The organism is Citrobacter sp. W9, assembly GCF_026719375.1.
Taxonomy (GTDB): Bacteria; Pseudomonadota; Gammaproteobacteria; order Enterobacterales; family Enterobacteriaceae; genus Citrobacter; species Citrobacter werkmanii.
In genome coordinates this window covers 62441-82688 of record NZ_JAPPTE010000004.1, presented here as the reverse complement: position 1 = coordinate 82688, position 20248 = coordinate 62441, and the positions used below count along the sequence as shown (strand labels likewise).

Annotated in this window: 20 protein-coding genes; 8 read left to right on the top strand and 12 right to left on the bottom strand. The window is 54.3% G+C overall.

Going from position 1 to position 20248, the window contains the following annotated elements:
• Positions 1-2 precede the first annotated feature (2 nt).
• Positions 3-770 (top strand): DeoR/GlpR family DNA-binding transcription regulator, encoded by a 768-nt coding sequence (locus OOJ59_RS08470; RefSeq protein WP_038637298.1) that lies wholly within the window; start codon positions 3-5, stop codon positions 768-770.
• Positions 771-780: 10 nt separating this feature from the next.
• Here the strand turns inward: OOJ59_RS08470 and OOJ59_RS08465 are convergent, their stop codons facing one another.
• Positions 781-1128, bottom strand: a complete 348-nt coding sequence (locus OOJ59_RS08465; RefSeq protein WP_003018667.1) for a YacC family pilotin-like protein — start codon at positions 1126-1128, stop codon at positions 781-783.
• Between the two features lie 153 nt (positions 1129-1281).
• On the opposite strand from OOJ59_RS08465, the gene cueO reads away from it, so the two are divergent.
• Positions 1282-2892 (top strand): multicopper oxidase CueO, encoded by a 1611-nt coding sequence (gene cueO / locus OOJ59_RS08460; RefSeq protein WP_160955688.1) that lies wholly within the window; start codon positions 1282-1284, stop codon positions 2890-2892.
• Positions 2893-2977: 85 nt separating this feature from the next.
• On the opposite strand, the gene OOJ59_RS08455 is transcribed toward cueO, so the two are convergent.
• Positions 2978-5368: a glucose/quinate/shikimate family membrane-bound PQQ-dependent dehydrogenase gene (locus OOJ59_RS08455; RefSeq protein ID WP_160955689.1), complete on the bottom strand. Its 2391-nt coding sequence runs from the start codon at positions 5366-5368 to the stop codon at positions 2978-2980.
• Positions 5369-5571: 203 nt separating this feature from the next.
• Between OOJ59_RS08455 and hpt the strand changes: the two genes are divergently transcribed.
• The gene (hpt, locus tag OOJ59_RS08450; protein WP_042312274.1) at positions 5572-6108 is read left to right on the top strand and encodes a hypoxanthine phosphoribosyltransferase; all 537 of its coding nucleotides are present in this window, start codon (positions 5572-5574) and stop codon (positions 6106-6108) included.
• A 93-nt stretch (positions 6109-6201) separates the two neighbouring features.
• Here hpt and can read toward each other — a convergent pair whose 3' ends face one another.
• Positions 6202-6864, bottom strand: a complete 663-nt coding sequence (gene can / locus OOJ59_RS08445) for a carbonate dehydratase (RefSeq protein WP_038637306.1) — start codon at positions 6862-6864, stop codon at positions 6202-6204.
• Between the two features lie 108 nt (positions 6865-6972).
• On the opposite strand from can, the gene OOJ59_RS08440 reads away from it, so the two are divergent.
• From OOJ59_RS08440 to OOJ59_RS08425, 4 genes are all read left to right on the top strand, one after another.
• Positions 6973-7899, top strand: coding sequence for an ABC transporter ATP-binding protein (locus OOJ59_RS08440; RefSeq protein WP_038637310.1), 927 nt, complete (start codon positions 6973-6975; stop codon positions 7897-7899).
• Positions 7896-8666: an ABC transporter permease gene (locus OOJ59_RS08435; protein ID WP_038637314.1), complete on the top strand. Its 771-nt coding sequence runs from the start codon at positions 7896-7898 to the stop codon at positions 8664-8666. The genes OOJ59_RS08440 and OOJ59_RS08435 overlap by 4 nt, the downstream gene beginning before the upstream one ends.
• Before the next feature lie 103 nt (positions 8667-8769).
• Positions 8770-9210 (top strand): PTS sugar transporter subunit IIA, encoded by a 441-nt coding sequence (locus tag OOJ59_RS08430; protein WP_069324038.1) that lies wholly within the window; start codon positions 8770-8772, stop codon positions 9208-9210.
• Between the two features lie 66 nt (positions 9211-9276).
• On the top strand, positions 9277-10506 hold the full coding sequence (locus tag OOJ59_RS08425) for a polysaccharide deacetylase family protein (RefSeq protein ID WP_137346842.1): 1230 nt from the start codon (positions 9277-9279) through the stop codon (positions 10504-10506).
• Positions 10507-10512: 6 nt separating this feature from the next.
• Here OOJ59_RS08425 and panD read toward each other — a convergent pair whose 3' ends face one another.
• The 9 genes from panD to thpR all read right to left on the bottom strand — a co-directional run bounded on the left by panD (position 10513) and on the right by thpR (position 17684).
• Positions 10513-10893, bottom strand: a complete 381-nt coding sequence (gene panD, locus OOJ59_RS08420) for an aspartate 1-decarboxylase (RefSeq protein ID WP_023178331.1) — start codon at positions 10891-10893, stop codon at positions 10513-10515.
• A gap of 94 nt (positions 10894-10987) precedes the next feature.
• Positions 10988-11842 carry a pantoate--beta-alanine ligase gene (gene panC / locus OOJ59_RS08415; RefSeq protein ID WP_038637327.1) on the bottom strand — a complete coding sequence of 285 codons (855 nt, stop codon included), beginning with the start codon at positions 11840-11842 and terminating at the stop codon, positions 10988-10990.
• Between the two features lie 11 nt (positions 11843-11853).
• Entirely contained in the window at positions 11854-12645 is a 792-nt protein-coding gene (panB, locus tag OOJ59_RS08410) for a 3-methyl-2-oxobutanoate hydroxymethyltransferase (RefSeq protein ID WP_150344664.1), read from the bottom strand.
• A 120-nt stretch (positions 12646-12765) separates the two neighbouring features.
• Positions 12766-13257, bottom strand: a complete 492-nt coding sequence (gene folK, locus OOJ59_RS08405; protein ID WP_038637333.1) for a 2-amino-4-hydroxy-6-hydroxymethyldihydropteridine diphosphokinase — start codon at positions 13255-13257, stop codon at positions 12766-12768.
• 110 nt (positions 13258-13367) lie between these two features.
• On the bottom strand, positions 13368-14762 hold the full coding sequence (gene pcnB, locus OOJ59_RS08400) for a polynucleotide adenylyltransferase PcnB (RefSeq protein WP_204525718.1): 1395 nt from the start codon (positions 14760-14762) through the stop codon (positions 13368-13370).
• A 71-nt stretch (positions 14763-14833) separates the two neighbouring features.
• Entirely contained in the window at positions 14834-15730 is an 897-nt protein-coding gene (gluQRS, locus tag OOJ59_RS08395; protein WP_069324033.1) for a tRNA glutamyl-Q(34) synthetase GluQRS, read from the bottom strand.
• A 70-nt stretch (positions 15731-15800) separates the two neighbouring features.
• Entirely contained in the window at positions 15801-16256 is a 456-nt protein-coding gene (gene dksA, locus OOJ59_RS08390; protein WP_003018625.1) for an RNA polymerase-binding protein DksA, read from the bottom strand.
• Between the two features lie 177 nt (positions 16257-16433).
• The gene (gene sfsA / locus OOJ59_RS08385) at positions 16434-17138 is read right to left on the bottom strand and encodes a DNA/RNA nuclease SfsA (RefSeq protein WP_038637342.1); all 705 of its coding nucleotides are present in this window, start codon (positions 17136-17138) and stop codon (positions 16434-16436) included.
• 15 nt (positions 17139-17153) lie between these two features.
• Positions 17154-17684 carry an RNA 2',3'-cyclic phosphodiesterase gene (gene thpR / locus OOJ59_RS08380; RefSeq protein ID WP_038637344.1) on the bottom strand — a complete coding sequence of 177 codons (531 nt, stop codon included), beginning with the start codon at positions 17682-17684 and terminating at the stop codon, positions 17154-17156.
• A gap of 73 nt (positions 17685-17757) precedes the next feature.
• Between thpR and hrpB the strand changes: the two genes are divergently transcribed.
• Positions 17758-20187, top strand: a complete 2430-nt coding sequence (gene hrpB / locus OOJ59_RS08375; protein ID WP_193157164.1) for an ATP-dependent helicase HrpB — start codon at positions 17758-17760, stop codon at positions 20185-20187.
• Positions 20188-20248 lie beyond the last annotated feature (61 nt).

Genomic DNA, 20248 nt, shown 5'->3' with positions numbered 1-20248 from the left:
TTATGAAAGGCCAACACCGTCTGGATAAGATTGTGGCGTATTTGAAAAATCATACGCTGGTTACCGTGGAGCAACTGGTTGAGGCGGTTGACGCCTCTCCAGCAACAATCAGACGCGACCTCATCAAGCTGGATGAACAGGGCGTGATCAGCCGTAGCCACGGCGGTGTTGCCCTGCGACGTTTTGAAGCGGCGCAGCCGACCACCAATGAAAAGCAACTGCGATCGCCCGCTGAGAAACGGGCGATTGCGCGTTTTGCCGCCTCAATGGTGCATGCTGGCGATGCCGTGGTGCTTGATGCCGGTACCACAATGCTGGAGCTGGCAAAATGTCTGACCCATTTGCCGCTGCGCGTCATTACTGTTGATCTGCATATTGCCCTGTTTTTATCAGAATTCCGCCAGATAGAAGTGACGATAGTTGGTGGGCGCATTGATGACAGCAGTCAGTCCTGCATTGGTGAGTTTGGACGGAAAATGTTGCGTAGCGTCTATCCCGATATCGCCTTTATGAGCTGTAACACCTGGAGCATGGACAAGGGGGTGACCACGCCAACGGAAGACAAAGCGGGACTGAAGCAAGAAATTATTGCCAATGCGCAACGGAAGGTATTACTGGCGGATAGCAGTAAGTATGGCGCGCATTCGTTATTTAACGTCGCGCCGCTTAGCCGCTTTACTGATATTGTTACCGATGTGAATTTACCGCAAGGCGCAAAGGCTGAATTAAAAGCGCAATCCGTGGCCCTGACGCTGGTACAGCCAGAGTAACGGCGGTGGATTATTTAACGTAAGCCAACAGGCTCAGGGAATCACGCGCCAGCGCTTTGCATTTTTTTGCCGTTGGGATGCCGATACCGCTGAGATCGCGATAGCTGTCCTCACCTAGCGCCTTCATGTTGAAGGTGTCGTAATTACTCAGGTCCCACTGGTTTTGCTGGGCAAAAAAGACCAGTGCGCGACGGATCTGCCCATTTGGCAAATTCTGGTATCCACAGTCATTTTTCAGAAAAACAAAAACTGCCGTTAAATCGGCCATATCTTCGGCTTCGGACTCGCTCAGCGCGTAGCTATTTGCGCATACGGCCATCAGGCTGCCGAACAAAACTGTTCTGAAAAACGTCTTCATTGCTTCTACCACTGCATCACGGAATTTAAACGTTAGCACACTGCGAGCGAAGCGACGACCTTTATTATTAGCCGTTTACTTGACCTTCCCGTAAGGGGAAGGCTTATGCTTAAAAGATAGCCTGCTTAAGCTGCTGAATATAAGGAAGTGATTATGCAACGTCGTGACTTTTTAAAGTACTCCGTGGCGCTGGGCGTCGCGTCAGCATTACCTCTATGGAGCCGTAGCGTATTTGCCGCCGACCGTCCGGCATTGCCCATTCCAGACCTGTTAACCGCCGATGCTTCTAATCGCATTCAGTTGATTGCACAAGTCGGGCAGTCGAGCTTTGCAGGTAAAACCGCCACGACGTGGGGATATAACGGCAATTTGCTCGGACCGGCGCTAAAGCTGAACAAAGGGCAATCGGTGACGGTGGATATCCACAACCAGCTTGCCGAAGAGACGACGTTGCACTGGCACGGACTGGAAATTCCTGGTGAAGTTGACGGTGGGCCGCAAGGTATTATCCCGGCAGGCGGGAAACGCTCTGTCACTTTCACCCCGGATCAACGGGCAGCAACCTGTTGGTTCCACCCGCATCAGCATGGCAAAACCGGTCGTCAGGTGGCGATGGGGCTGGCCGGACTGGTGCTGATTGAAGATGAAGAGATTCACAAACTACTACTGCCGAAGCAGTGGGGCATTGATGATGTGCCGGTGATTATTCAGGATAAGCAGTTTTCCGCCGATGGACAGATCAACTATCAACTGGACATGATGACCGCTGCCGTCGGCTGGTTTGGCGATACGCTGCTGACCAACGGCGCGATTTATCCTCAGCATGCCGCGCCGCGCGGTTGGCTGCGTTTGCGCCTGCTGAACGGCTGTAACGCTCGCTCGCTGAATATTGCCGCCAGCGACAATCGTCCTCTGTACGTTATTGCCAGCGATGGTGGACTGTTGGCTGAACCGGTCAAAGTCACTGAACTTCCCATGCTGATGGGCGAGCGCTTTGAAGTGCTGGTGGATGTGAGCGACGGTAAAGCTTTCGATCTACTTACCCTGCCTGTGAGCCAGATGGGTATGGCGGTTGCGCCATTTGATAAGCCGCACCCGGTGATGCGCGTTCAGCCGCTGTTGATTACCGCTTCCGCAACGCTGCCTGATTCGCTGACATCCATGCCGTCATTGCCGTCACTGGATGGCCTGACGGTGCGCAAACTACAGCTATCTATGGATCCGATGCTCGACATGATGGGCATGCAAATGCTGATGAAGAAGTACGGCGGTCAGGCGATGGCGGGTATGGATCATGGGAAGATGATGGACCATATGAATAATGACAATATGGGCCACGGGAAGATGAATCATGGCAATATGAACCATGGCAACATGGGGAATATGCAGCATGGCAACATGAAGCAGGCGGGATCATTTGATTTCCATAATGCCAACCGGATTAACGGTCTGGCGTTTGATATGAATAAACCCATGTTCGCCGCGGCGAAAGGTCAGCATGAGCGCTGGGTGATTTCTGGTCAGGGCGACATGATGCTGCATCCGTTCCATATTCATGGCACCCAGTTCCGCATTTTGTCTGAGAATGGCAAAGCGCCTGCCGCGCACCGCGCGGGATGGAAGGACACGGTACGGGTAGAAGGCGGCGTCAGCGAGGTGCTGGTGAAGTTTGACCACAATGCGCCGAAAGAGCATGCCTATATGGCGCATTGCCATTTGTTAGAGCATGAAGATACCGGCATGATGCTCGGATTCACGGTATAAAAAAAGCCGGGTGGCGGCTTCGCCTTACCCGGCCTGTATGTCGCATCCGTAGGCCCGGTAAGCATAGCGCCACCGGGCTTTTCAGTTATTTAGCCTCGTCCGGCAATGCGTACGCCACGATATAATCGCCCATCTTCGTGCCAAACGACCCGTGACCTCCGGCGGAGATCACCACATACTGTTTGCCATTCACTTCATAGGTCATCGGTGTCGCCTGTCCACCTGCCGGTAGACGACCTTGCCACAATTTCTCACCGTTACTCATGTTGTAGGCGCGCAGATAGTTGTCGGCGGTCGCGGCAATGAACAGCACGTTACCGGCGGTGGAAATAGGCCCCCCCAGCATTGGCATTCCCATATTGAACGGCACCTGAACCGGCATTGGGAACGGCATGCTGTCCTGCGGTGTGCCAATACGTTTTTTCCACACCACTTCATTGGTCTTCAGATCCACGGCGGAGATGTAGCCCCAGGCTGGCTGCTTACACGGCAGGCCAAATGGCGACAGGAACGGATTCAGCGTGACGCCGAACGGAACACCATACTGGGGCTGAATCCCTGATTCTGTGCCGGTGCCTTTGGCATCTTTCGGCGGCTCCATCGGATTGCCTGGGCCGCGTGGGATCAGCTTCGATACAAACGGCAAGGCCATTGGGTTGGCAATCGCCACCTGACGGTTAGGATCAACGGAGATGCCGCCCCATTCGAACATCCCCAGGTTGCCGGGGAACACCAGCGTGCCCTGCTCCGAAGGCGGGGTGAAGATGCCCTCATAACGCAGTTGGTGGAACATCACGCGACACACCAACTGGTCGAACATGGTGGCGCCCCACATATCCGCGCCGCTCAAATCTTTCTGCGGACGGAAGGTGAGATCGGAGAACGGCTGGGTTTTGCTGACGTAATCACCTTTGGCTGCGCCCTGCGGCACCGGTTTTTCCGGGGCAGGTACCACCAGTTCACCATTACGGCGGTCGAGCACGAAGATGTTACCGGTTTTCGCCGGGGCGTAAATGACCGGGACTTTCTGCCCTTTAACGGTGATATCCGCCAGCGTCGGCTGCGCCGGTAAGTCCATATCCCATAGATCGTGATGAACGGTTTGATAGCTCCAGGCCAATTTCCCGGTCGTGGCATTTAACGCCAGGATGGCGCTGGCATAACGTTCCTGCTCCGGCGTGCGGTTACCGCCCCAGATGTCCGGAGTGGTGACGCCCATGGGCAGATACACCAGATCCAGCTTCGCGTCATAGGCCGCAGGGGCCCAGGAGTTGGGTGAGTTAAAGGTGAACGTATGTTCATCTGACGGGATGAAATTGGGATCTTTGGCGCCTGGGTCGAACGCCCACAGCAGCTTACCGGTATTCACATCGAAACCACGGATAACGCCGGAGGTTTCGCGGGTGGAGAAGTTATCGGTCACCGACCCGGCAATCACGATGGTCTTATCAGTAATGATGGGCGGCGACGTCGGCTCATACAGACCCGGCGTGGTATCCGGCATGTTGGTCTGTAAGTTAAGGATGCCTTTATTGGCAAAGGTTGCGCACAGCTTGCCGGTTTCCGCGTTCAGGGCAAACAGACGGCCATCATTCACCGGCAGGATGATGCGGCGCGGACAGTCAGCAACCACTTCCGGGCTGGCGTTATCGGCCCGTGCTTCATGATAAGAAACGCCGCGACAGGTCACGTGCTGGAAAGAGGTGTTGGTATTAAGTTGGGGATCGAAATGCCACTTCTCTTTACCACTCGCCGCATCAAGTGCAAACAGACGCTGGTGGGCGGTACACAGATAGAGCGTATCACCAACTTTGATCGGCGTGACTTCATTGGTGATTTCACCCGGATCGTTCGGCTGTTTTAAATCACCGGTACGAAATACCCAGGCTTCTTTCAATTGATGTACGTTGTCGGCGTTAATTTGTTTTAACGGTGAGTAGCGTTGACCTTCCTGATTGCGCCCGTAAGCGGGCCAGTCCTCGTCGGCCACTGGTGAAATTGCTTCGGCCGGGGTGGTATCCACGCTCAGCGTGCCGTGTACTTCCTGCGGATCGTTGAAACCCGCCCAGGTCAGGATCCCGCCGCTAATCAGTAGTGCGACGACCAGCGCTGTTACCGCACCGCTGGAAGGTACGATCAGATGGCGCCAGACGAACGGCAGAATCAGCCAGATACCGAAGAAGACCAGGATATCGCTACGCGGTGTTAATGCCCAGAAATCAAACCCGACTTCCCATACGCCCCAAATCATAGTGGCGAGAAGCAGGACGGCATACAGCCAAAGCGCGGAGCGTTGACTACGCCATAGCAGGAAGGCCACGCCGAGCATGGCCAGACCCGCAATAGGGTAATACCAGGAGCCACCGATGGCGACCAGCCAGCCTCCGCCAATCAGGAGATAGAGTCCACAAAGTGCGGCGAACAGAGCACTCAGTGTCACGATAAGTCGTTGGGATCGTACGTTGTTATTTGCCATAAAAAATACCATCACAGGTGTTATTTCTTTAATAGCAGTTAATTATAGGAGTTAAAACGCGTGATGATTGTCACACAATGAACTTTATCAACAGATGCCGCGGATGAATGCTTTTGCTGGTATACTGCGTGCCTTGCGCTTAGATGCTCGCTTATTAAAAGTAAGCATTGAGTGATTTGTTTTTAAATCATATGGTTAGAGATATGAAACATACTGTTGAAGTCATGATCCCGGAAGCGGAGATCAAAGCGCGTATTGCTGAACTGGGACGTCAGATTAACGAACGTTATAAGGACAGCGGCAGCGATATGGTGCTGGTTGGTCTGTTACGCGGCTCATTTATGTTTATGGCCGACCTGTGCCGTGAAGTGCATGTCTCCCACGAAGTCGATTTCATGACTGCATCCAGTTATGGCAGCGGAATGTCTACCACGCGTGATGTTAAAATCCTGAAAGACCTGGATGAAGACATTCGTGGCAAAGACGTGCTGATTGTTGAAGACATCATCGACTCCGGCAACACGCTGTCTAAAGTGCGTGAGATTCTGAGCCTGCGCGAGCCGAAATCCCTGGCTATCTGTACGCTGCTGGATAAACCTTCCCGTCGTGAAGTGGATGTGCCGGTTGAGTTTATCGGATTCTCTATTCCAGATGAGTTTGTGGTCGGCTACGGCATTGACTATGCCCAGCGTTATCGCCATCTGCCGTACGTTGGCAAAGTAGTGCTGCTGGACGAGTAATTGGCTGGAGTGCCTGATGGCGCTTCGCTTATCAGGCCTACGGCGCAGGTTTGTAGGCCGGGTAAGGCATAGCCGCCTCCCGGCAATGTCACATTATTTATGGTTGCAGTGTTTCTGGCTGAGGTTAGATAACCCCTGGCGATAGCGCTGCTCCAGCGTTTCGCGGCTGGTGGCGGTGACGTCGAGATCGCGCAGCAGGCCATCATGAATACCGTAGGCCCAGCCGTGAATCGTGACTTTCTGACCGCGCTTCCAGGCGGATCGCATAATCGTTGAATGACCCAGGTTATAGACCTGCTCCATGACATTCAGTTCGCACAGAGTGTCCATGCGGCGTTCCTGCGGCATTTCGCCCAGCAGTGAGCTGTGTTTAAACCAGATATCGCGAATATGCAGTAACCAGTTATCAATCAGCCCCTGTTCTTTATTTTCAATAGCCGCCTGGACGCCGCCGCATCCGTAGTGGCCGCAAATAATAATATGTTCCACTTCCAGCACATCCACCGCATACTGAACCACTGAGAGGCAGTTCAGGTCGGTGTGAATAACCAGATTGGCAACATTACGGTGGACGAATAATTCGCCCGGTTCCAGACCGGTCAATCGTTCAGCGGGAACGCGGCTATCGGAACATCCAATCCATAGAAAACGTGGATTCTGCGCATGTGTCAGCGTTTCAAAAAATCCGGGATCCTCTTCTACCAGCATCTTTGACCATAGTGCATTGTTGCTGATGAGTGTATCTATGTCTTTCATGGAGTTGTACGACCCGAAACCAGATAAATTCGATGGGCTAATATAGGGTAACTCCAGCATTAATTAAACTATATATGAAATGTCAGAACGTAAGGTAAGTAAAAAACCATGACCATTGCTCTGGAACTTCAAGAACTTAAGAAAACCTATCCCGGTGGCGTGCAGGCGCTACGCGGCATAGATTTGCAAGTCGAAGCGGGTGATTTTTATGCGCTTTTGGGACCGAATGGCGCAGGTAAATCCACCACCATCGGCATTATCAGTTCGCTGGTGAATAAAACTTCCGGACGGGTAAGCGTCTTCGGATACGATCTCGATAAAGATACGGTTAACGCTAAACGTCAGCTTGGTCTGGTGCCGCAGGAGTTTAACTTTAACCCGTTTGAAACCGTGCAGCAGATCGTGGTCAACCAGGCAGGTTACTACGGCGTTGAGCATAAAGAAGCCGTTAAGCGTAGCGAAATATATCTAAAACAGCTCGACTTGTGGGAAAAGCGTAACGAACGTGCGCGTATGCTTTCCGGCGGGATGAAACGTCGTCTGATGATCGCTCGTGCGCTGATGCATGAGCCAAAGCTGTTGATTCTCGACGAACCGACGGCGGGCGTCGACATTGAGCTACGTCGTTCAATGTGGGGCTTTTTAAAAGATTTAAATGACAAAGGCACCACAATTATTCTGACCACCCACTATCTCGAAGAAGCGGAAATGCTGTGTCGCAATATCGGTATTATTCAGCACGGCGAGCTGGTGGAAAATACCTCCATGAAGAGCCTGCTCTCTAAACTGAAATCAGAAACCTTTATTCTCGATCTGGCGCCGAAAAGCCCGCTGCCAAAACTGGAAGGGTATCAGTATCGTCTGGTTGATACCTCGACGCTGGAAGTGGAAGTTCTGCGTGAGCAGGGGGTTAACAGCGTGTTCTCACAACTGAGCGCCCAGGGTATTCAGGTATTAAGTATGCGTAACAAAGCGAACCGACTGGAAGAACTGTTTGTTTCTCTGGTGCATGAAAAACAAGGAGATCGCGCATGATGCAGCTGTATTGGGTTGCGCTGAAAAGCATCTGGGCGAAAGAGATCCACCGCTTTATGCGTATCTGGGTCCAGACTCTGGTTCCTCCCGTCATCACCATGACGCTCTATTTTATTATTTTTGGTAATTTGATTGGCTCGCGTATCGGCGAAATGCATGGTTTTAGCTACATGCAGTTTATTGTGCCGGGGCTGATTATGATGGCAGTAATCACCAACTCGTACGCTAACGTGGCATCGTCATTCTTTAGCGCCAAGTTTCAACGCAATATTGAAGAACTGCTGGTCGCTCCGGTACCGACGCACGTCATTATCGCTGGTTTTGTCGGCGGCGGCGTGGCGCGCGGGCTGTGCGTGGGCATTCTGGTTACCGCGGTGTCGCTGTTCTTTGTGCCGTTCCAGGTACATTCGTGGGTGTTTGTGGCGCTCACATTGGTGCTGACCGCGATACTGTTCTCGCTGGCGGGCTTACTGAATGCAGTCTTCGCCAAAACCTTTGACGATATCAGCCTGATCCCAACCTTCGTACTAACACCGCTGACCTACCTGGGGGGCGTATTCTATTCGTTAACGCTGCTGCCGCCGTTCTGGCAGGGGCTGTCGCACCTGAACCCAATTGTCTACATGATCAGCGGATTCCGCTACGGCTTCCTGGGTATCCATGATGTTCCGCTGGTCACCACGTTTGGCGTGCTGGTGGTGTTCATCGCGGTGTTTTATTTGCTGTGCTGGTACCTGATCCAGCGTGGACGCGGTTTGCGCAGTTAATTCTTTCTTCCTCTCTCTGCTCGGGAGAGGAAGACTTTTGACGCTTATCACCATTATGGATTTATCACATTGATAAACTACTTGCCTGCTAAGGAGGAAGGCAATGTTAGGTTGGGTAATTACCTGTCATGACGATAAGGCACAGGATATGCTGCATCGTCTGGAGCAGAAGCACGGCCCATTGGCCCAATGCCAGGCGGTAAGTTTTTGGCGTGGGCTCAGCTCAAATATGCTGAGCCGCATGATGTGTCACGCTCTGCATGCTACTGACTCAGGCGAGGGCGTGATCTTCCTGACGGATACCGCGGGGGCCGCACCGTACCGCGTGGCCTCGTTAATGAGCCACAAACACCCCCAGTGTGAAGTGATTTCAGGTATCAGCTATTCATTGCTTGAACGAATGCTTTCGTCGCGGGAATCAATGAGCAGCTCTGCGTTTCGCGATTGCATTGTTGCGCTTGGCGGGCCGGAGGTCTCAAGCCTCTGGCATCAACAACAAAAAAATCCCCCCTTCGTGTTGAAGCATGATTTGTACGAGTATTAATCGTTGGTATTGATGGCGCTTTTGCTACAATAGCCGAGGTTTCTCGCCTCGGTTCGGTTATCTCATATGGTTATGCGCGTTGTGCTTATTTTGTTGCTCCTGTCTTCTGGCAGCGTAGCTGCGGCTTTGCCTGCTCGCTACATGCAAACTACCGAAGCGGCTGCCGTGTGGGCGCAGATAGGTGACAAAATGGTGACGGTGGGGAATGTTCGCGCCGGGCAGATCCTTGCCGTAGAGCCGATAGCGGCTGACTATTACGAATTCACCTTTGGCTTTGGTACCGGATTTATTGATAAGGGGCATCTGGAGCCTGTTCAGGGGCGGCAGAAAGTTGACGATGGTTTGGGCGATCTCAATAAACCCCTCAGCAATCAAAGCCTGATTACCTGGAAAGATACACCGGTTTATAATGCCCCGGATGTCGGTAGCGCCCCGTTTGGCGTGCTGGCGGATAATCTGCGCTATCCCATAATCAGTAAGCTTAAAGACCGACTCAACCAGACGTGGTACCAGATCCGCATTGGCGGCAGACTGGCCTATATCAGTGCTCTGGATGCGCAGGAAGACAACGGCATCCCGGTGTTAACCTATCATCATATTCTGCGTGATGAAGAGAATACCCGCTTTCGTCACACCTCCACCACAACCTCCGTACGCGCTTTTAGCAACCAGATGGCCTGGCTACACGATCGCGGCTACACGACGCTGACGATGTATCAACTGGAAGGCTATGTACGCAACAATATGAACCTCCCGGCGCGGGCGGTGGTGCTGACTTTCGACGATGGTCTGAAGTCGGTGAGTCGTTATGCTTATCCGGTGTTGAAACAGAACGGCATGAAGGCGACGGCGTTCATCATCTCGTCACGCATTAAGCGCCATCCGCAGAAGTGGGATCCGAAATCGCTACAGTTTATGAGCGTCTCTGAACTGAATGGGATCAGGGATGTGTTTGACTTCCAGTCGCATACCCATTTTTTACATCGAGTGGACGCTCATCATCGGCCGATCCTGCTGAGCCGCAACTATCACAACATTCTGTTCGATTTTGCCCGTTCGCGGCGGGCGCTGTCCCAGTTCAATCCTCACGTCCTGTATCTTTCATATCCGTTTGGCGGTTATAACGCCACGGCGGTAAAAGCGGCGGGCGATGCGGGATTTCACATGGCGGTAACCACGGTGAGAGGGAAGGTGAAGCCGGGCGATAATCCGATGCTGCTCAAAAGGCTGTATATTTTACGCACGGATTCGCTGGAAACGATGTCGCGGCTGATCGTCAATCAGCCGCAGGGGTAAGGACTATCAGGCAACCTGGACCGGAATAGCTTTCGCGGTGCGCTTCATTTCGTTGTCGCCTTCAAAGTAGGCCACTTTCGGCCGCCATGTCCGGGCTTCTTCATCAGACATGGTGACGAAGCTGGCGATAATCACAATGTCGCCAACCTCAGCGCAATGCGCCGCCGCACCGTTCACCGAGATGATTTTGGAGCCGCGTTCAGCCGCAATCGCATAGGTTGAGAAACGTTTCCCATTGGTCACGTTCCAGATATCAATCGCTTCGTTTTCCAGAATACCGGAGGCATCGAGGAAATCCTGGTCAATGGCACAGGAACCTTCGTAGTGCAGGTCCGCCTGCGTGACTTTTACGCGGTGGAGCTTGCCTTGCAGCATGGTGCGAATCATAACTTCTATACCCTGTCGTTTATCTTGGCTAAGCAGGCGCTTGAAGCCTGCTTTGGAAATTCTCAGGCAGTATTGCCCGATTTTTAACCCCTGTCTACTGGGCTAATGTAACGCTTTGATTATCGATCAAACGCGCCTGTCCCAGCCATGCGGCGACCAGAATGACCGCACGTTTGCTGTTTTCGGTGAGTTCAAGCAGCGTGTCGGCATCGCGGATCTGAATGTCGTCGGCGCGGAAGCCTTTTTCATTCAGTTCTTGCGCTGCAATGGCAATCATCTCGTCCAGGTCACGCTCACCGGCCTGTAACTTTTCGCCGATGCCGCTCATCACTTTGTATAATCCTGGGGCGATTTTACGCTGCTCTGCCGTCAGATACCCGTTACGCGAGCTGAGCGCCAGACCATCTTTGGCGCGGATAATCGGCACGCCGACTATCTCAATGTCGTAGCCCAGATCGGCGACCATTTTGCGAATCAGCGCCAGTTGCTGGAAATCCTTCTCGCCAAAGCAGGCGATATCCGGCTGGATCAGGTTGAACAGCTTGCTGACGATAGTTGAGACACCGCGGAAGTGGCCCGGACGGCTGGCGCCTTCCAGCATGGTAGAGAGGCCGGGAACATCAACGTACGTCTGGCCTTCCAGCCCCTGCGGGTAGATTTCCTCAACGGCTGGAGCAAAGACATAATCGACTTTGCGCTTGTTCAGTTTTTCGCAGTCTTCCTGCAGCGTGCGCGGATAGCGCACCAAATCTTCCGGTCTGTCGAATTGCATCGGATTGACGAAAATGCTGACGATGACCACATCAGCCCGGGCTTTTGCCTCATCGACCAGTTTCATATGGCCGTCGTGCAGATTGCCCATAGAGGGAACCAATGCGACGCGTTTGCCTTCCTGGCGCAGACGACGGACATGCTGACGCAGCAGCGGCAGGGTTTCGATAATTAACACACCTGGACTCCTTAATGGAAACTGTGTTCTTCGCCCGGATAAACGCCGGACTCCACTTCTGCCATATACTGCCGTACGGCGGCGCGTATGTCGCCCGCTTCGGCAAGGAAATTTTTCGCGAATTTTGGAATATGACCGCCGGTGATGCCAAACGCATCGTGCATTACCAGGATCTGACCATCGGTGACGTTGCCCGCGCCGATGCCGATCACCGGAATCGACAGCGCTTCAGTAACGCGCTTCGCCAGTTCAACCGGCACGCATTCCAGCACCAACAGTTGAGCGCCTGCCGCTTCTAAGGCCAGCGCGTCATCCAGCAGTACCTGCCCGGCGTCGCCGCGGCCCTGAATTTTATAGCCGCCGAAGATATTCACCGATTGCGGCGTCAGCCCCAGATGACCACAAACCGGGACGGCGCGTTCGGTGAGCATTTTCACCGTATCAACCAACCATGCGCCGCCTTCAATCTTGACCATATTGGCCCCCGCACGCATCACGATGGCCGCGTTTTCAAACGTCTGTTCCGGCGTGGCATAAGCCATAAACGGCAGGTCGGAGAGCAGCAGGCAGTTCGGCGCGCCACGGCGAACGGCGCGGGTGTGGTAGGCGATATCTTCCACGGTGACCGGCAGGGTGGAGTCGTGCCCCTGAATTGTCATGCCCAGTGAGTCGCCCACCAGCATCACGTTGATGCCTTCATCGGCGAATAATTTGGCGAAGCTGTAATCGTACGCGGTAATGGTGGCGAAGCGTTTCTTTTCCTGTTTGCATTTCTGTAACAGCGAAATGGTGGTCGGTTTCATAACATTTCCTGATGATGAAAGTCATATTTACCGGCATTCTAACAGTCACATTCAGGGGGGCAATTGATTTAAGCAATCGTTTGGCGCTAAAGCAGTAAACGCTAAAGGGGAGGCTATGTTTTACCAGTGGGCGGGTTTTGCCGCACCAAGATGGGTGAGATGCTGATGCAGGCTGATACCATCCGGAAAGATCAGATCAGGGGCGATCTCAAACAGCGGCCACAGCATAAAGCCCCGGTTTTTCATGTCGTAGTGCGGCACGGTCAGACGGTCGGTGTTAATCACTTCATCGCCAAACAGCATAATGTCGAGATCCAGCGTACGCGGACCCCAGCGTTCGGCCTTGCGCACACGCCCCTGTTGCAGCTCAATGCGCTGGGTATGGTTAAGCAATTCTTCTGGGGCGAGAGCGGTATCCAGCGCCACGGCGGCGTTCAGGTAATCGGGCTGATCCTGTGGGCCTAATGGCGGTGTGCGGTAAAATGAAGAGACGGCCACAATGCGGCTGTCGGGAATTTCACCGATTGCCTGTACGGCAGCATTCACCTGTTCCAGCGGGGAGGCGAGGTTGCTGCCAATAGCGATATATACCCGTCGTCTTTCAAGCTGCATCTGTGTTGGCTTTCCTCGCTCATCCCAGTCACGTACTGATGTACGCTCCCGGAAGTTCGCTGTGTCGCCGCATTGATGCAACCCGAAATCCATTGGGTATTCGCGATTGGTCACGCGGAGCCCTCGCGGCGTGGCGCGCGTTTACGTGGGCGACGATGACGACGACGTTCAGGCTCTTCATCCAGCTCGTTCAGCATGCCTTTTTGCTCCGGCGGCGCTGAAACCTGGAATTCACCCCACCATTGAGCCAGACGCTGCAGCTCGGCGTTGTTTTCCACTTCTGCACGCAGGGCCAGCAGATCGTAGGCGGCGCGGAACTTCGGATGTTCCATCAGCTTCCAGGCGCGTTTGCCCTGACGACGGGACATGCGTAACTGCAACTGCCAGATATCACGGGTCAGCGAGGTTAATCGTTTCGGGATTGCCAGCGAGCGACAGGCTTCGTCGAGTACGTCATTCATTGCCAGTGCGAAAGCGTCGTAATAGGCCAGACCGCTTTCTTGCGCGATTTTCTGCGCGGCTTCCAGTAACGGATACCAGAACATGGCGGCGAACAAGAACGCCGGGTTAACGCGCATATCATTGTTAATGCGGTTATCGGTATTCTTCAGCACCTGGGCGATAATGCGTTCCATCGGGCTATCACCGTCTTCGGTGAAGTAGCGCGTAATGGTTGGGAACAGCGGCTGGAATAGGCTGTACTCACGCAGTTTTTTATAGGTTTCATACCCATAGCCCGCCTGTAACAACTTAAGCGCTTCTTCAAACAGGCGTGCGGGAGGAATGTCGTTCAACAGCGTTGCCAGACGCGGGATCGGCTCTGCGGTTTCCGGGCTGATACGCATGTCGAGCTTGGCGGCAAAGCGCACGGCGCGCAGCATACGTACGGGATCTTCGCGATAGCGCGTTTCCGGATTACCGATCAGGCGAATGATGCCTTCTTCGAGATCCTGCATGCCACCGACGTAATCACGCACGGTGAAATCGGCCACGCTGTAATACAGGCTGTTGATCGTGAAATCGCGACGCTGGGCATCTTCTTCAATGGAGCCAAAGATGTTATCGCGTAGCAGCATACCGTTTTGCCCGCGTTGCGACGTGGTGCGATCGGCTTCGCTGCCTTCATGATGGCCGCGAAAGGTCGCCACTTCGATAATTTCCGGGCCAAACATCACATGCGCAAGGCGGAAACGGCGACCGACCAGACGACAGTTGCGAAACAGTTTTCGCACCTGATCCGGCGTTGCGTTAGTGGTGACATCAAAATCTTTTGGCTTTTTGCCCAGCAAAAGATCGCGCACGCCCCCACCAACCAGCCATGCCTCGTATCCAGCCTTATTGAGCCTGTACATTACCTTCAGGGCATTTTCACTGATATCTTTGCGGGAGATTGAGTGCTGCTCACGCGGGATTACCGTCATATGTGGACGGGCGACGGCAAGCTCGGCCTCGCGCTCCTCGCGGCTTAGCACCTTGCGGCAAAAATTAGCGACTCGGGTAAAAATAGTGCACCTCGGTAGTGTCAAACTTCAATCAGAACAAGTGTTGCTGTGTAAAAATAGCGGCTAATCATAGCTCAGCGTGGCGCATTTGAGAATGGCGTATTTACGATCGCTGATTCTGGCACCGTTGTCAGACTCCAGTTTTTGACGGCAAACTGAAGGATCTGATCGACCTGCATTTCCTGCCACGCGATATCCGCACGCTGGCCGAGAAAGCGCAGCGCGGCAATAATCACCGGACGTGGATCGCCTTGCGGCAGGGCAGGTGCATGATTTTGTTTGGAAAGTTTAGCGCCTTGTTCGTTAAGCGCCAGCGGCAGATGAATATAGTCTGGCGCCTGCCAGCCAAACTGCTGATACAACGAAATTTGCCGCACCGTCGGTTCTATGAGATCGGCGCCGCGCACAATTTCCGTCACGCCCTGGAAATGGTCATCTACCACTACCGCGAGGTTATAGGCAAACAGCCCGTCGCGGCGGTGAATAATAAAATCTTCGCCAGCAAGTTGCGGGTCAGCCTGAATTACACCGCGTAGCCGGTCAGTAAACTGCAGCACGGGGCGGCGTTGCTTGATGCGGACAGCCGCCTGCTCTGGCCCGAGGCGTAACTCACGGCAGTGGCCGTCGTAAATACCGCCGACGCTTTGAATACGCGCCCGTGTACAGGTGCAGTAATAGCTCAGATCCTGCTGATGCAGCCAGCTAAGCGCCTCTCGGTAGGCTTCATGACGCTGGGATTGCCATAAAATTTCGCCATCCCAGTGCAGGCCGTAATGTTCCAGCTGACGCAGAATCGTCTCTGCAGCACCGGGAACTTCACGAGGGGGGTCAATGTCTTCAATACGTACTCGCCAGATGCCGCGCCGGGCACGGGCCTGCAGGTAGCTCCCGAGGGCGGCAATGAGTGAACCGAAGTGCAGTTCGCCGGAAGGGGAGGGGGCGAAGCGGCCAATATAGTGTGAATCGCTCATTTTGCGGACTAACAAATAATAAGGCGGGAGAAACTCCCGCCTGTAGTAAACGTGGTAAAAATGACCGGAATTAACCTGCCATTTGTTTTTCGCGGATTTCTGCCAGCGTTTTGCAGTCGATACACAGATCGGCTGTCGGACGCGCTTCCAGACGGCGAATACCAATTTCTACGCCGCATGATTCGCAGTAGCCGAAATCTTCGTCTTCTACCTTCTTCAGCGTCTTCTCGATCTTTTTGATCAGTTTGCGCTCACGGTCACGGTTACGCAGCTCAAGGCTGAATTCTTCTTCCTGCGCGGCGCGGTCCACCGGATCAGGGAAGTTAGCCGCTTCGTCTTGCATATGAGATACGGTGCGATCGACTTCATCCCTAAGTTGATTACGCCATGCCTCAAGAATACGCCTGAAGTGCGACAGCTGGGCTTCGTTCATATACTCTTCGCCCGGTTTCTCCTGGTACGGCTCCACCCCAGCGATGGCGAGAATACTCAGGGACGATGTTTTACGGTTTTGCCCTTCTTGCATGTTGCTTCTCCTTAACACGCACTATCGATCCCCATGTTCGGGGGAAAAATCAGGTCGCTATAAATAGCAGATGCTTTTCCGGATAGCAATTATCTAAACGTAACACTTGACAACCCTGTGAGGAAAAGCGTATTTGCACACGCGCCCAGAATATTAATTAACCAGATGTTTACACCATTACAAGGTAATGGGCAACGGCTCTTTAAGAGTCATACCATGGGCAGAAAGTTCCGCTTTATAAACCAGAATTTCGACCCCCTTTTGCCGAGCTTCGACCAATAATTGCGCATATTTCGTATCAATATGGCGCGCGGGTGAAAACCGTGTAATGGCTGAATGTAGCACTGCGAAAAATATCACCGCCCGCTTACCTTCAGCCGCTACGCTCATCAATTCCCGAAGATGTTTCTGACCTCGTTCAGTGATGGCATCGGGAAAATAACCCTGATCTTTTTCCGCCAACGTGACTGATTTCACTTCAATATAGCAGTCAGGTCGGGAATCCGCCTGTAACAAAAAGTCTATACGACTCCCTTCAGCGCCGTATTTTACTTCACTTTTCAATATGCTATAGCCTGAAACTTCTGAAATTAGCGACTGCTGAATCGCCTCTTTCGCTAATCTGTTCGCCCACAGAGTGTTAACACAAATAAATGCCCCGGATTGCGTTTGCGTTAATTCCCAGGTATGCGGATATTTCCGTTTGGTATTTTCTGACGTTGAATACCAGACGGTATCACCAGGCGTTGCGCATCCGGTCATCGCGCCGGTATTTGGGCAGTGTAACGTTAACGTTGTGCCATCCGGTGTGATCACATCCGCTAAAAAGCGCTTGTAGCGCTGGATGAGCGTAGCGGGTTGTAAAGGTGGAGAAAATTGCATGAACAGTCCCTTTGATTATTCAGTCAGCATCCAGCGTTGCAACTGCGTGTAACGCGTACGCCCCCGCGTGAATGTGGAGGAATAGAGCGCAAACCCAGTCACCGGGAACGACCAGCCAAAGCCGGGGGGCGGAATGGGAACCGCGTGTCCGGCATCGCGCAGCAGCGTGATATGCGGGTGAAACGGCTGCGGGCTTTGATAGCACCCGCTGCGTGAGGCCTGCGCCCGCAGCATATTCGCCAGTTGTAACAGTCCGCGCGGCGGCTGACGCATCCCCAGCCACACTACTCGCGAACGCAGCCATTGCCCGGCATCATCCAGTTTGAGCGTAAAACCGGGCTGGCGAATGCGTCCGGCTAGCTGCGACAACGCCTGTTGCTTCTCTGCGCTGACATCACCTAAAAAGGCCAACGTCAGATGCAGATTCTCGGCGGCGACGGGACGGCCTGCTTCAGGAGGGAATTGCGCGGCTCGCCAGTGGATTAACTGCTCCCGAACCTCGGCAGGCAATTCAATCGCAAAGAACAGCCTTTTTGGCTCAGACATGATGGATACTCGGTTATGAATTAACGCGATGCTACAATGCAGCGCGAAGAATGTTAACCCTCTGGAGCCATTTGTGACGTCGTTGCCCGTTGCCGCCGTAGTGCCTGAACTGCTTACCGCCCTTGATGCCTCGCCGCAGGTGCTGCTGACCGCGCCGACCGGTGCCGGGAAATCGACCTGGCTGCCGTTGCGACTGCTTGAGCATGGTGGCATCAAGGGGCGGATAATTTTGCTGGAGCCGCGCCGTCTGGCGGCACGCAATGTGGCGCAGCGGTTGGCGGAGTTGCTGAACGAAAAGCCCGGCGAGACCGTGGGATATCGCATGCGCGCGCAAAGCTGCGTGGGGCCGCAGACCCGGCTGGAAGTGGTGACGGAAGGCGTCCTGACGCGCATGATCCAACGCGATCCCGAACTCACGGACGTCGGGTTAGTGATCCTCGATGAATTTCACGAACGGAGCTTGCAGGCCGACCTGGCGCTGGCGCTGCTGCTGGATGTACAGCAGGGTCTGCGTGACGATCTGAAACTGTTGATCATGTCCGCAACGCTCGATAACGGGCGCTTGCAGCAGTTATTGCCCGATGCGCCCATGATTATCTCTGAAGGCCGCACATTTCCGGTCGAGCGACGGTATCAACCGCTGGCGGCACATCTGCGTTTTGACGAAGCGGTGGCGATAGCTACGGCGGAGCTACTGCGCTATGAAAGCGGGTCGCTGCTGCTGTTTTTACCGGGCGTTGGGGAAATCCAGCGCGTGCAGGAGCAACTGGCAACGCGTGTGGGCAGCGATGTTGTGCTGTGCCCACTGTATGGCGCGCTGACGCTTGCCGAGCAGCGTCAGGCGATTTTGCCCGCGCCGCAAGGCCAGCGCAAAGTGGTGCTGGCCACCAACATTGCTGAAACCAGCTTAACGATTGAAGGTATTCGGCTGGTGGTAGACTGCGCTCAGGAGCGCGTGGCGCGCTATGACGCGCGCTCGGGACTGACGCGACTGATTACCCAGCGCATTAGCCAAGCCTCGATGACGCAGCGAGCGGGACGCGCAGGGCGTCTGGAACCCGGAATTTGTCTGCATCTGCTGGCCAAAGAACAGGCGGAAAGAGCGGCCCCGCAAGGGGAGCCGGAGATATTACAGAGCGATCTGTCCGGGCTGCTAATGGAGTTGCTGCAATGGGGATGCACCGATCCCGCGCAACTAAACTGGCTGGATACGCCGCCCGCTATCAACCTGCAGGCGGCAAAACGACTGTTGCAGATGCTGGGTGCGCTTGCGGGTGACAGGCTCAGCGCTCGCGGGCAGAAAATGGCGATGTTGGGGAACGATCCTCGCCTGGCGGCGATGCTGGTCAGCGCCAGCAATGATACCGAAGCGGCAACGGCGGCAAAACTGGCAGCGATTCTGGAGGAGCCGCCGCGTGGTGGCTGTACCGATCTGGCTGTGGCGTTTTCACGCAATCACCCCGCCTGGCAGCAGCGCAGCCAGCAATTGCTGAAACGGCTCAATGTTCGCAGCGGACAGCCCGACAGTACGCTGCTTTCCCCGTTGCTGGCGCAGGCGTTTGCCGACCGGATCGCGCGTCGACGCGGGCAGGAAGGGCGTTATCAACTGGCTAATGGTATGGGCGCAATGTTGGATGCTGATGACGCTTCCGGACGCCATGAATGGCTGATAGCGCCGTTGTTGCTACAGGGCAGCGCTTCGCCGGATGCGCGTATTCTGCTGGCCCTGCCGCTGGAGATTGACGTGCTGATGCAGACGTGTCCTGAACTGCTCCAGCAGTCCGACACTATCGAGTGGGATGAAACCCAGGGCACATTAAAAGCCTTACGCCGCTCGCGCATTGGTCAGCTCACGGTAAAAGTCCAGCCGCTGGCTAAACCCTCGGAAGAGGAGTTGCACCAGGCGATGTTGAATGGCATTCGCGATAAAGGGCTAAGTATGCTCAACTGGACGCCGGAGGCCGAGCAGTTTCGGCTGCGTTTGCACTGTGCGGCGACCTGGTTGCCAGAATATGACTGGCCCGCGGTAGATGAAGATTCTCTGCTGGCGACGCTGGAGACCTGGCTGTTGCCGCACATGAGCGGTGTGCACTCTTTACGCGCGTTAAAAGCATTAAATGTGGGTCAGGCATTGCGCGGTTTGCTGGACTGGTCAATGCTGCAACGTCTGGATAGTGAACTGCCGGCGCATTACACTGTGCCGACGGGGAGTCGGATTGCCATTCGCTATCATGAAGATAATCCTCCTGCGCTGGCGGTGCGGATGCAGGAAATGTTTGGCGAAGCGAGGACTCCAACCATCGCTCAGGGCCGCGTTCCGCTGGTGCTGGAGCTGCTGTCTCCGGCCCAACGACCGCTACAGGTGACCAGCGATCTGAGCGCGTTCTGGCAGGGATCGTACCGCGAGGTGCAAAAAGAGATGAAAGGGCGTTATCCGAAACACGTCTGGCCGGACGATCCGGCGAATACCGCGCCAACGCGGCGCACCAAAAAGTATTCGTAATGTAGCTGTAGGCCGGATAAGGCGTTATGCCGCATCCGGCGAAAGAGCGGTAATAATTGAG